General features: G+C 66.6%; 11 protein-coding genes. 4 read left to right on the top strand and 7 right to left on the bottom strand.

The genetic code is table 11. From position 1 onward, the window contains the following. The first annotated feature begins 76 nt into the window (after positions 1-76). Entirely contained in the window at positions 77-1492 is a 1416-nt protein-coding gene (gene glgA, locus ACQR1X_RS03455) for a glycogen synthase GlgA (protein WP_434898328.1), read from the top strand. Between the two features lie 164 nt (positions 1493-1656). Here the strand turns inward: glgA and ACQR1X_RS03450 are convergent, their stop codons facing one another. From ACQR1X_RS03450 to ACQR1X_RS03440, 3 genes are all read right to left on the bottom strand, one after another. Then, the gene (locus tag ACQR1X_RS03450; RefSeq protein WP_434898327.1) at positions 1657-3780 is read right to left on the bottom strand and encodes a methyl-accepting chemotaxis protein; all 2124 of its coding nucleotides are present in this window, start codon (positions 3778-3780) and stop codon (positions 1657-1659) included. 238 nt (positions 3781-4018) lie between these two features. Further along, positions 4019-5173, bottom strand: a complete 1155-nt coding sequence (locus ACQR1X_RS03445) for a patatin-like phospholipase family protein (RefSeq protein ID WP_434898326.1) — start codon at positions 5171-5173, stop codon at positions 4019-4021. A gap of 62 nt (positions 5174-5235) precedes the next feature. Further along, complete coding sequence (locus tag ACQR1X_RS03440) at positions 5236-6057, bottom strand: 3-hydroxybutyrate dehydrogenase (RefSeq protein ID WP_434898325.1); 822 nt, start codon at positions 6055-6057, stop codon at positions 5236-5238. A gap of 185 nt (positions 6058-6242) precedes the next feature. Between ACQR1X_RS03440 and ACQR1X_RS03435 the strand changes: the two genes are divergently transcribed. Continuing rightward, positions 6243-7139 (top strand): LysR family transcriptional regulator, encoded by an 897-nt coding sequence (locus ACQR1X_RS03435; RefSeq protein WP_315802507.1) that lies wholly within the window; start codon positions 6243-6245, stop codon positions 7137-7139. On the opposite strand, the gene ACQR1X_RS03430 is transcribed toward ACQR1X_RS03435, so the two are convergent. Then, on the bottom strand, positions 7127-7846 hold the full coding sequence (locus ACQR1X_RS03430; protein WP_434884487.1) for a peroxiredoxin-like family protein: 720 nt from the start codon (positions 7844-7846) through the stop codon (positions 7127-7129). The two genes, ACQR1X_RS03435 and ACQR1X_RS03430, sit on opposite strands and share 13 nt — an antisense overlap. A gap of 85 nt (positions 7847-7931) precedes the next feature. After that, positions 7932-8213: a hypothetical protein gene (locus tag ACQR1X_RS03425; RefSeq protein ID WP_434873666.1), complete on the bottom strand. Its 282-nt coding sequence runs from the start codon at positions 8211-8213 to the stop codon at positions 7932-7934. A gap of 238 nt (positions 8214-8451) precedes the next feature. Here ACQR1X_RS03425 and ACQR1X_RS03420 point away from each other — a divergent pair, with 238 nt between their 5' ends. Together ACQR1X_RS03420 and ACQR1X_RS03415 are read left to right on the top strand one after the other, a co-directional pair. Continuing rightward, positions 8452-8943 (top strand): cupin domain-containing protein, encoded by a 492-nt coding sequence (locus tag ACQR1X_RS03420; RefSeq protein WP_434886999.1) that lies wholly within the window; start codon positions 8452-8454, stop codon positions 8941-8943. A 92-nt stretch (positions 8944-9035) separates the two neighbouring features. Beyond that, positions 9036-10265 (top strand): MFS transporter, encoded by a 1230-nt coding sequence (locus ACQR1X_RS03415; protein WP_434839714.1) that lies wholly within the window; start codon positions 9036-9038, stop codon positions 10263-10265. Here ACQR1X_RS03415 and ccoS read toward each other — a convergent pair. Further along, entirely contained in the window at positions 10235-10420 is a 186-nt protein-coding gene (gene ccoS / locus ACQR1X_RS03410; protein ID WP_315802502.1) for a cbb3-type cytochrome oxidase assembly protein CcoS, read from the bottom strand. The two genes, ACQR1X_RS03415 and ccoS, sit on opposite strands and share 31 nt — an antisense overlap. Continuing rightward, the gene (locus ACQR1X_RS03405) at positions 10411-12612 is read right to left on the bottom strand and encodes a cation-translocating P-type ATPase (protein WP_434898324.1); all 2202 of its coding nucleotides are present in this window, start codon (positions 12610-12612) and stop codon (positions 10411-10413) included. Before ACQR1X_RS03405 ends, ccoS begins: the two co-directional genes overlap by 10 nt. Positions 12613-12620: the final 8 nt, after the last annotated feature.

Raw genomic sequence — 12620 nt, 5'->3', positions numbered from 1 at the left:
GCAACGCTTTTCTTCATGACTGAATTTGGACCTTTTCTTGCATAGGACGAACATGGGGCTTGATCGAGGACATCTCTTGCGGGTTCTGTTCGTTACGACCGAAATGGACGATTTCGTCCGGGTGGGCGGACTGGCTGCCGTTTCGGCGGCACTTCCCCGGGCACTGCGCTCACATACCGACGTCAGGATCATGCTGCCCGGCTACCGGGACGTGGTCGAGCAACTCACCCACATCGAGATCGTCGGCCACTGCGCGCCTCTGGCAGAGATGCCGGCCTGCGCACTGGGACGGTCGTCGACCCGCGACGGCCTGCCGGTCTACGTCCTGCTCTGCGACGAGCTTTATGACCGGCCGGGCAACCCCTACGGCGACGAGAACGGAGATGACTGGGCGGACAACGACATCCGCTTCGGCCGGCTCGCGGCCGCCGCCGCCGAGCTCGCGGCGGGTACGCTGGACAAGAACTGGGCAGCCGATCTGGTCCACGCCAATGATTGGCAGGCGGCATTGGTGCCGGCCTATCTGGCGTGGCGCGGGGTCGACGTGCCGTCGATCCTGACCATCCACAACCTCGCCTATCAGGGCCTGTTCCCGCGGGAGTCGCTGCGCCGGATCGGCGCTCCGGAATCCTCGTTCCACATCGACGGGCTGGAGTTCTACGACAAGCTGTCCTTTCTCAAGGGCGGACTGGTCTATGCGTCGCATCTCACCACGGTCAGCTCGACCTATGCCCAGGAGATCACGACGCCCGAGCTCGGCTGCGGGCTGGAGGGCCTGCTCCGGCAGCGTTCCAATGCCCATGAGCTGACCGGCATTCTCAACGGCATCGACGAGAGCTGGGATCCCCGCTACTGCCAGCAGCTGGCGCAGCCCTTCGCCGCGGGCGACTGGAAGGGCAAGAAGGCCAACGCCGACTACGTCCGCAAGCAGTTCGGCCTCGCCGTGTCGCGTGGTCCGATGTTCGGCATCGTCGCGCGCCTCGTGCATCAGAAGGGCATCGACCTGGTGCTGGAAGCCGCCGATGAGATCGTCGGCGCCGGGGGCCAGATCGTGGTCACCGGCACCGGCGAGCCGGCCATCGAGCGCGCGCTGATGGAGGCCCACCGCCGCCGGCCGGACGCGATCGGGGTCGCCATCGGATTCAACGATGCGCAGGCGCGGCGCATCTTCGCCGGCAGCGACTTCACCCTGATGCCGTCGCGCTTCGAGCCCTGCGGCCTGAGCCAGATGTATGCCCAGCGCTTCGGCTCGCTGCCGATCGGGCACCAGACCGGCGGCCTCGCCGAGACCATCACAGATGGCGAGACCGGATTCCTGTTCGAGAAGCCGTCGGCGGAATCCTTCCTCGGCGGGGTGAAGCGCGCGTTTTCGGCGTTCACCAGCACCGAACGGCTGAACGAGATGCGGCTTTCGGCGATGGCCCGCTCGTTCAGTTGGGACCTGTCGGCAGCCTGCTACAATGCGCTGTACCGGAAGATGCTGGCGTCTTAAGCCGAGACCGGCTGTCGTAGCCCGCATGAGCGGAGCGACATGCGGGATGATTTCAACGTTCGGAGCAGACCCCGGATATCGCTGCGCTCATCCGGGCTACGGCCAAATAACAAAAGCCCGGACATCGTCCGGGCTTTTTCTTGGGCGCTTGAAAGGTTGGCTTCTTACGCCGCGCGGACCGCTTCCAGGAAGCTGCCGACCTCTCGCTTGAGGCGGTTGGAATCTCCAGCCAGTGACTTGGCCGACGACAGCACCTCGGCGGAGGCCGAGCCGGTCTGCGAGGCGCCACGCTGCACGTCCGTGATGTTGGACGAGACCTGCTGGGTGCCGTGGGCGGCCTGCTGCACGTTGCGCGAGATTTCCTGCGTTGCCGCGCCCTGCTCTTCGACCGCCGCCGCGATCGCGGCACCGATCTCGGCGAGCCGCTCGATCGTCGAGCTGATCGCCTGGATCGAAGTCACCGATTCCTGCGTCGCGGCCTGCACGCCTGAGATCTGCTGTGAGATCTCCTCGGTCGCCTTCGCCGTCTGTTCGGCGAGCGCCTTCACCTCGGTCGCAACCACCGCGAAACCGCGGCCGGCATCGCCGGCCCGCGCCGCCTCGATGGTGGCGTTGAGTGCAAGGAGATTGGTCTGTCCGGCAATGCTGTTGATGAGCTCGACGACGTCGCCGATGCGGGCTGCGGCCTGCGACAAATCGGCGACGCGCCCATTGGTCTGGCGCACCTGCTGCACGGCGTCGCCGGCCATGCGCGCCGACGCCTGGACCTGACGGCTGATCTCGGTCACCGACGAGGACAGCTCCTCGGTGGCGGAGGCGACCGACTGGACGTTGGCGGACGCTTCCTCCGACGCAGCCGCCACCACCGTGCTGAGCTCCTGCGATCGGTTCGCCGTGTTGGTCAGCGTATCCGCCGAGGTTTCGAGCCCCGAGGCCGCCGACGACACGGTGTTGACGATGTCGGCAATCGTCGACTCGAAGTTGCGCGTCAGCGCATCCAGCCGCCGGGCCCGATCGATCTGCGCCTGCGCGTCGCGCTGCGCGGCCTCGTCCGAATCCTTCTTGGCGATCAGCGCGTCCTTGAAGATCTTGAGCGCGCGCGCCATCGCACCGATCTCGTCCTTGCGGGACTCGTTCGGAATGTCGGCGCTCAGCTCGCCATTGGCGAGGCGCAGGGTCACGCCGGTCAGCCCGACCAGCGGGCCGATGACGCCACGGACGACGCCGAGCACCACCGCCACCGACACCAGCGCGACAACGAGCAGGATTCCGAGAGCGGTGAACAGGCGCAGCCGCGCGGCCTCGATCGACTGATCGATGGCCTGGTGCGCCGACGTCAGCGCCGCATCGCGCAGCACGATCACATTGTTCAGCATCGGCGTGGTCCAGCGGCCCCACTCCTCGGGGGTGACCGGCGAAGGTTGACCGTCGCGCGCCGCGGTGACGATCTGACGATAACGGCGCTCGCCGTCGCCCATCAGCGTCGAGCGGACATGTTCGAGCGCAGAGCTGACGTCCGGATTGTCGCGCACGCTACGGGCCGCGAGCTCCATCTGCTGCCACAACAGGGTCACCTGCCCGCTCTGTTCGGTGACCTCGGCGAGGCGTGCCGGCGTCCAGTTCAGGCTCTGGATGAAGAAGCGAAGAACCGCGGAGCGCGCACCATTCACCGTCCGCATCGATTGCGACAATTGTGCGAGTTGTCCCGACGGCAGCAGGTTCTCGACGTCGCCACCGACGCGCGACAGCTCGATTGCGGTCGCGTCGATCGCGGCATTCAATGACTCGGCGGCGCGGCCGAGGCCGTCGATCGTTGCCGCCTGGATGTTGGCCGGACGCTGCGCTACCGGCAGCCCCACGGCGCCGCGAGCCGCGGACCGGATGCCGCGAAGGGTCTGCTCGGCGGCGTCGAGGTTGCTTGTCGCCAGCCCTGCCGCCTTGGCGGATGACTTGGCCTGGTTGAGCAGATCGTCGGTGCTTGCGATGGTCTTGTCGAGCTTGACGGCATCGTCGGCCGAAGCGGGCGCCGGAGCAGCCAGCAGATTCCAGATATTCCGTTCGAGCGGGATCTGGGCGTTCACCTTCATCGCCAGCTCGAAAGCGTCAAGGACGCGTCGCGCCTGCTCGCGCTTGACCAGATCTCCCCACCCGCTCCACGCGAGCACGAACGCAAAGGCCATGGCGAAGAAACCGGTCAGCAGATTGCCGGCGAGAATTTTCCATTTCAGGCTGACCGCGCCGGTCTCCGGCTTGACCGTCTCATTGTGCAGCACCGCGCGCGAGGACATTGGTTATTCCCAATCAATTACCGTTGCCCGGCCGGTCGCGCGCGTATCGGCTGATACGCGCCTGCGCAGCTGCCCTTCGGCGACGTTCCCGCACGGTCGGCAAACAAGATCGCGGCGACGCTGCCGCGCCATGATGATTAATAACGAATGACGACTAATCCCTTAAACCAAGTTGCTCCATGCGGTATCGGAATGCCGAAATGCTGCACTATTGGGATCGGGTCAGCGCATCGGCCTACTACTCGGCAGCCGCTGCAAGCTCGATCGAGGGATCGTGCAACACCACGCCGGCGAGCGGATCGTGCTCGCCCGACCAGGGCCTGCGCTGCAGGACCGATCGCGTGTGCTGATAGCCCGCAGTCCAGCGCGCGATGATGCCCCGCTCGGTGAAATCGATATCCTTGGTATGGCTCTCGCGAGCGAGTTGCGGGGCCAGCAGCCGGACGACATGCATCCGCGTCTGGCAGCCGTGACTGATGAGATCGCGGATCGCCGGATCGTTGCGGGCCGACTCCGGCAAATGAACCGCAAGCTGATTGATGATATGCCGCAGCCGATGCGTCTGCTGCTGGCGCGCGATATGGCTCGATATCCGGCTCGAATACTGCACGTCCTTGTGCCGGTTGAACACCTCCGCCATGGTCGTCGGCTCGGCTCCTTCGGGATTCCACAGATGCACGGCGAAGATCAGCGAGTCCTTTCGCGGATTGTCGTCGAACACGACTTCGGTCGGCGTGTTCGACAGGATGCCGCCGTCCCAATACAGTTCGCCGTCGATGCGGACGGCCGGAAACGCCGGCGGCAGCGCGCCGGATGCCAGGACGTGGCGGACATCCAGCGCGTCGTCGCGGCTGTCGAAATAACGCATCCGGCTCGTCCTGACGTGCGCCGCCCCGACGGTGAGCCGCACATCGCCATTGTTGAGACGATCGAAGTCGACCAGCTCCTGCAGCGTTTCGCGCAGCGGGGCGGTCGAGTAGTAGCCGGCCTGCTCGGCCCCGAGCGGATAGGCCTCCCCGGCATGCGCCAGGGCGTTGGGACGGAAGAAGCCCGGAATTCCATGCGTCACGGTCGTCCAATAGGACAGCCGCTCGTTGAAATCCGGAAAGGCCGTGCGTACCGTCCAGGCTGGCCGCCGGTGCATTTGCTTCCAGAACTCGCGCAGCCGCGTGATGCGCTCCTGCACGGGACTGCCGGCGATCAGGGCGGCATTGATGGCGCCGATCGAGGTCCCGATCACCCAGTCCGGCTCCAGGCCGGCCTCGTGCAGCGCCTGATAGACGCCGGCCTGATAAGAGCCGAGGGCGCCACCGCCCTGCAGCACGAGAACCACCTGCCCGGGCAGCTTGCCGCGGTCGATCATCGCGCGCATTGTATCTTCGATCTCTGCCATGCTTCCCTCCCGGTGCATTGTCCTGTTCGCAGTCTTCAGGTCGTTGTTACATCGCCCGACCGTCAATGTGCGGTCCAACCACCATCGACCGGCAGGGCAACACCGGTGATCGATGCGGCGGCATCGCTGGCGAGAAAGACGGCGAGCGCACCGATCTCCTCCACCGTTGCGAAGCGCTTGTTCGGCTGTTGCGCCAGCAGGACATCGCGGATGACCTGATCGCGGGAGATGCCGTGCGCCCTCGCCTGCCCGTCGATCTGCGCCTCGACCAGCGGCGTGTAGACGTAGCCCGGACAGATCGCATTGCAGGTGATGCCGATCTCGGCCGCCTCCAGCGCCGCGACCTTGGTGAGGCCGATGATGCCGTGCTTGGCAGCAACATAGGCCGATTTGAACGGAGACGCGACGAGGCCGTGCGCCGAAGCGATGTTGATGATGCGGCCGAAGCCATTCCGCCGCATCGACGGGAGCGCCAGCCGCATCGTGTGGAACGCCGACGAGAGGTTGATCGCGACGATGGCATTCCACTTGTCGACCGGAAACTCCTCCAATAGCGCGACATGCTGAATGCCGGCATTATTGACCAGTACGTCGATACGGTCGAACTCATGCAAGGTGTCGTTGATCATTTGCTCGATTGCCGCGGGCTGCATCATGTCGGCGGCGGCATAGCCGGTCCGCACACCGAACTCGGCTGCGATGTCCGACCGCATCCGTTCGATGTCCTGCGGCGCGCCAAAGCCGTTCAGCACCACATGTGCCCCCGCGCCGGCGAGCGCCCGCGCGATGCCGAGGCCGATACCGCTGGTCGAGCCCGTGATCACCGCCACCTTGCCGGACAACGGACGTAACGAGCGCGGGGTCGTCATCGTATCTGCAGCCATGGCTGTTCCTTCATCCGTTTCGAAGATTGCTCGAGGCGAGAACAAACTGCCGGGCTGCCGCGACGAATGGAAATGCCGTTTGGCTCGCCCCACGATACGGTTTCGCTATCGCGATCGTTGATGCGATGCGCGGTCTGCTAGGATATTGCATCCGGGACGTCGGCCCGGTCGAACGGAGCTCTCCCATGGAAATGCATCAGGTTCGGTATTTTCTTGCCGTTGCCCGGCTGCTGCACTTCACGCGCGCGGCCGAGGAATGCAACGTGACGCAGCCGTCGCTGACCCGTGCGATCAAGCAGCTCGAAGCCGAGCTCGGCGGCGATTTGTTCCGGCGTGAGCGGCCGGCCGCACAACTCACCGAGCTCGGCCAGCGCATGCATCCACTGCTGAAGCAATGCTACGAGGCTGCCGTCGGCGCGCGAACGCTCGCCTCGTCCTTCAAGAGCGGAGAGCTCGGCACGCTCCGGATCGCGCTCGCCGACTCGGTCGACCTTGCGCTGCTGATCCCGCTGCTCGATCAGCTGCAGCGCCAGTTCAACCAGCTCGAGCTAAGGTTTCTGCGCGGCAGCAGCCGCATGATCGCAGAGCATCTGAAGAACGGCGAAGCAGAGCTCGGCATCGCCTCGGAGATCGACGAGACCTGGGATCGGCTGGATGTCTGGCCTCTCTTCACGGAGGACTTCGCGCTCGCCGTGAGCAGCCGGCACCGGCTGGCGGGGCAGGACGCGATCACGATCGATGATCTCAGTGGCGACGCGCTGCTCTGCCGCAACTACTGCGAACATGCGGACAGGTTGCGCACGCTGCTCCGCGAGCGCGGCGTCGACCTCGGACGAACTCATGACGTCCACTCCGAACGCGACCTGATCGCGCTGATGGAAGCCGGAGTCGGCATCGGTGTGGTGCCGCAAACGACCGCGCTGCCGGAGACCCTGCATCGGGCCACCGTCGACGGACTCGACGTGCGGCGCACCGTGCATCTCTACGGCGTTGCCGGACGTGAACGCACGGCGGTTGCCTCGACCGTGATGCGCATGCTGCGCGGCAGGAACTGGCAGGAATGGCTCGGTCAGCTGTCCTGAGCTGCGGCCTGGCGAAGCGCTTCGACCAGATCGTCGATCTCCATCCGCTTGCGGAAATCAGGATCGACGAAGCGCGCCTTCACGAGGCCGTCACGCCCGACCACGAAGGCAGCCGGGATGGGCAACACCCAGCCGTCATTGCCGTGGAAGCTCGCCAGGTCCTGGTGCGCCAGCAGTTGCTGGATCTCACGACCGAGCCAGATCGCGAGGTTGAGCGACAAAGCATAGCCGTTGTCGAGATCCGTCAACACAGGGAAGGTCGCGCCGGCGTCCGATTTGAACTGCTGGGTGAACGCCTGCAGCTCCGGCATGATCGCGACGATCGCGCCGCCCGCGGCGTCGATGCGCGCCTGCGCCTTGATCACCGCGCGAACGTTGAGCCGGCAATAGGGACACCAATGGCCGCGGAAGAACATCACGGCGACCGGCCCCCGGACGAGGCAGGATTGCAGGCTCACCAGGCGGCCAGCCTCATCGGGCAGGACGAAGGGCGGCATCGTCTCACCGGGCCGCGGCGCAGTCTCGCCGCCACCGTTTTCTCCGAGCCGCGCCACCAGGCGGTCGACGGCGGACGCATAGGCCGGAAAGATCTCGCGACCCGCAGCGGCATAGGCCTCGAGTTGCTGTCGCAGGGTGCCCTGTATCTCCCTGCATTGCAGGAAGGCCTGTCTGAGCCGCTCGGCATCCGCGGGTGAAAGCACTGTCATGAGCTGCTCCGGCACGTTCAGGACCCCAACCATGATAGTTTCCCGGGCAAGCCGACCACAAGGGCGGCCTGCCCGGCTGCCGCGCTCAGGGCCGGTAGAAATTGCCGGTGGGATCGAGCATGCCGGACGTCGAATAGAGCTGCCCGTCGCTCATGAAGAAGACGGTGTTGTTCGGCACCTTCCTGGCGTGGCGCATCATGGCCCGATGATTGGCGTCGCCGGTGGCCATCGTCATCATGCTGGTCTTGCCGGCGCTGTAGACATAGGCCATGCCGGGCGCGAGATCGAGGCCGCCTTGCGCGATGGCTGCGGTGGCAGAGACCGCGACCACGGCCGCGGCAATCAAGGTCTTGGACAGGCGGGTCATGGATATCTCCTCCTCATGAATGCTGTCGCCCGTCATCGGGCGCTCGCATTACAAGCGTGAGCTGCCCTGCTTGAGAAATGCCGTTGTCCAATCGCGAGGATAGCGCCCGCCTATCGATAGCGGCGGTCTATCGGCTCCAGAGAAAGGATGCATTTCCATCACGTGCTCTGCTCCCCGATGCTGCGCCCTGCGATGCCCGCTCGGCGCGGGCCGCTGTTCCATCAGAGGAGACAATGACATGTTGATGCAGATCGCAGCTACACGCGCGCGCCGCCTGAGCGCCGCTTTCGTCCTGGCCCTTGCTACGACGGTGATCGCGGCGTCCGGCGCCCGCGCCGGCGAGTGTCCGGCCGACAAGATCAAGGCCGGCGTGCGTGAGAAAGCCGACGTCAAGGCGGTCGGCGTGACCGACGTCACCCTTGGCGCGATCGATCTCGCCAAGCAGCCCGCCAATCTCAAGGACCGCGAGCTGCGCTTCCGCAAGCTGACCATCGCGCCGGGCGGCATCGTGCCGTGGCACAGCCATGACGATCGCCCGGCGCTGATCTTCGTTCAGCAGGGCGAGATCGTCGAATATGCCAGCAACTGCGCCGAGCCGATCCTGCACAAGGCCGGAGATCTGAGAGCCGAGGTGTTCGGCACGTCGCATTGGTGGAAGAACGACGGCAAGGAGACGGTCATCCTCTATGTCGGCGACGTTCGCAAGGATCCGCACGACCATAACATGTAGATCGCGTACCTCCGCCAGCCGCCTTCGGATCGCCCCTTCGGGCAGGCGATCCGGATACGGCCGCGTTGCGCTGTCGAGCCGAGGAGATTGCCATGACGGATATGTCCGCGCGGTTGCCGATTGGAGCCGGCCATGTGAATGCACGAACGGCGGCGCGGCGCGCGGTCCTGGTCGGCCTGCTCGCCTTTTTCAGCCTCGTCGATCTGTTCGCGGCGCAGGCAATGCTGCCGGTCCTCACACGCTACTATCAGGTCAGCGCGGCCGAGATGGGGCTCGCCGTCAACGCCTGCACGCTGGGAATGGCGATCGCGAGCCTGGTCATCGGCCTGCTCAGCCCGCTGATCGATCGCCGGATCGGCATCGTTGCCAGCCTTGCCCTCCTCGCCGGCTTCACCGCCCTGCTCGGCAGCGCGCCGGACCTCTCCATCTTCGCAGGCTTGCGCATCCTGCAGGGCCTGTGCATGGCCTCGGCGTTCGCCCTCACCCTGGCCTATCTCGGCGAGCAGTGCAGCGCCGGCGAAGCCGGCAGCGCCTTCGCGGCCTATATCACCGGCAACGTCGCCAGCAATCTGGTGGGGCGGCTGCTCTCGGCCGGTCTGACCGGGGCCCTCGGCCTCAAGCCGACCTTCTACGTCTTCGCCGCGCTCAATGTCTGCGGCGCCCTGCTCGCCGCATTCGCGGTCGGAGGCACGGCCATGCGTGCGGAGGGAGCGATGCGGCTGCGCGGCGGGGCCATCGCCGATCACCTGCGCGACCGCCGCCTGCGCGCGGCCTTCGGCGTCGGCTTCTGCGTCCTGTTCGCCTTCATCGGCGCCTTCACCTTCGTGAACTTCGTGCTGGTGCGGCCGCCGCTGTCGCTCGGCATGATGGAGGTCGGACTGGTGTATTTCGTCTTCCTGCCGTCGATCGCCACCACGCTGCTGGCGGGCCGGATGGTCGCAAGGATTGGCACACAGGGCGCGATCTGGGGCGCACTCGCGACCGCAGGCCTCGGCCTCGTCCTGATGCTGTCGTCACGGCTCGGGGCGGTGCTGGCCGGCATGGTGCTGGTCGGCGCCGGCACGTTCTTCGCCCAGGCGGTGACCACAGGCTTCGTCGGAAAGGCCGCCACACACGATCAGGGTGTCGCCAGCGGACTCTACCTCGCCAGCTATTTCGCCGGCGGCATCGTCGGCACGGCCGTGCTCGGGCAGTTGTTCGACCGGTTCGGCTGGACGGCCTGCGTCGCAGGCATCGCCGCCGCGCTGGGGATCGCGGGATACCTGGCGCGCTGGTTGACGCCGCCGGACGCTCAGGACCGGCTCGGCGCCGGCTCGGGCTGAGACGGCGGGGCCTGCTCATCGTCGTCGGCGATGGCGCGCCAGGCCGCCCCTTCGAGATCCTCATACTGGCCGCTCTTCAGCGACCAGAGAAAGCCGACCAGGCCGGCCAGGCCGAGCGCCAGAGCGAGCGGGACGAGAATGATCATCACTTCCATGACGCGGCCTCCCCGGCCACCTTGCGGGCACGTAGCGCATTCAGCATGACGATGATCGAGGAGCCGGACATCGCGGCTGCCGCGATCAGCGGGGTGACGACGCCGCTGATCGCAAGCGGCACCGCCAGGACGTTGTAGCCGACTGCGAGCCACAGATTCTGCCGCATCAGATGCAGCGCCTTGCGCGCGTAGTCGATCGCGGCCAGCACCGGCGCCAGGGGACGACCGAGGAAGACGAGATCGGCGGTGGCCTGGCTCAGATGCGCGGCCGAGATCGGCGACATCGAGACGTGCGCGGCGGCGAGCGACGGCGCGTCGTTCATGCCGTCGCCGACCATCATGACCTTGACGCCCGCGCGCTTCAGCTCCTCGATAACAGCGATCTTGTCGGCCGGCGTGACGCCCGCGCGCCACGCGCCGATGCCGAGCGCCTTGGCGGCCGCGGCCACCGCCGCCTCGCGATCGCCCGAGAGGATCTCGACCTTGATGCCACGCCGCTGCAGGCCGGCGACGATCTTGGCGGCGTCAGGGCGCAGGCCCTGGCGCACCGAGAACAGGTACCTGCTATCGCCACGGCTGAAGGCCACCACCGAGGCCTCGGGATCGACGCCCTTGGTCTGCGCAACCAGCGCCTCGGCGCCACAGAAGGCCGGACGTCCCAGCCTGATCTCGACGCCGTCGACGACGGCGCGGACACCCTGGCCCGGCTCCTCGACCGCGCCCATCAGCGGCGACCGCGCATTGGCGGCCTGGGCCACCGCCGCGGCCACCGGATGATGGCTCGACAGCGCGAGCTGGCCGGCCAGCGCGAACACATCTGCAGGAATGTCGGCGGCGTTGACGACCTCGAGCTCCGGCAGCGTCAAGGTGCCGGTCTTGTCGAAGATGACGTGATCGGCCTCGGCGAGGCGCTCGATCGCATCGCCCGCATTGAGCAGCACGCCGGACTTGAACATCGCGCCCGACGCCACCGTCTGCACGGTGGGAATCGCAAGCCCGAGGGCGCAGGGACAGGTGATGATCAGCACCGCGATGCCGGTGACGATGGCATCGTGCCAGCTCGCGCCCATCAGCACCCAGCCGAGCACGGTGAGCGCCGCCGTCGCGTGCACGACCGGCGCATAGAGCCGCGAGGCGCGGTCGGCGAGGCGCATGTAGCGCGAGCGCGCCTGCAGCGCGTTGTCGAGCAGGCGCGTGATCTCGGCGAGCAAGGTGCCCTCGGCGGCGGCGGAAACCCGGACACGCAGCGTGCCGGAAATGTTGAGCGAACCGGCATAGACGGCGGTCCCCTGCTCGGCCGGTACGTACAGCGTCTCGCCGGTGATCAGGCTCTGGTCGATCTCGGAGCGGCCCTCGACCACGACACCGTCGACGGCGCAGCGCTCGCCGGGCCGCAGCAGCACCAGATCGCCGGCGCGGACGGCGGCGACCGGCACCTCCGAAATCTCGTCGGGACCGATGAACTTGGTCGCGGTCTCCGCCTTCAGCGCGGCGAGATTGCCAGCGACCGCGCGGGTCCTCCGCCGCATGTTCTGGTCGAGATAGCGGCCGACCAGCAGGAAGGTCAGCAGCATGATCGCGGCGTCGAAATAGGCGTGCTCGGCGTGATGAAACGTCTCGACGATCGACATGCCCAAGGCCAGGATCACGCCGATGCAGATCGGCACATCCATGTTGACGTTGCCGGTCTTCAAGGCGCGCCACGCCGAGCGGAAAAACGGCTGGCCGGCATAGGCCGCGGCCGGCAGCGCGATCACGGCCGACAGCCAGTGGAAGAAGTCGCGCTGCTCGGGCAGCATGTCGCTGCCGTTGCCCGACCACACCGGGATCGACAGCATCATCACGTTCATGGTCGCGAACGCGGCGACGCCGAGACAGCGCAGCAGGAAGCGCGATTCCTCCGCCTCGGTGGCCTCGGCGCTCGCCTTCTCGAACGGATAGGCCTTGTAGCCGAGCTCGGCGAGGCGGTCGATGAACCTGGCTGGATCGAGGGTGCCCTGCTTCCATTCCAGCGCGACGCGGCGGTCGGTGAGATTGACGCGCGCAAGCGTCACGTCGGGCAGCGCGGAGAGGCCGCGCTCGATCTTGGCCATGCAGCCGGCGCAGCTGACACCCTCGACCGCGAGGTCGATGTGCTTCAGGCCGGCGCCGAGATCCTTGACGTAATGGGAGAAGTCACGCGTCACATGCATGATCGGAC

This window comes from Bradyrhizobium sp. HKCCYLRH3073 (assembly GCF_051167995.1).
Taxonomy (GTDB): domain Bacteria; phylum Pseudomonadota; class Alphaproteobacteria; order Rhizobiales; family Xanthobacteraceae; genus Bradyrhizobium.
The sequence above is the reverse complement of the archived record's forward strand: the minus strand, read 5'-3'. Positions and strand labels throughout refer to the sequence as shown.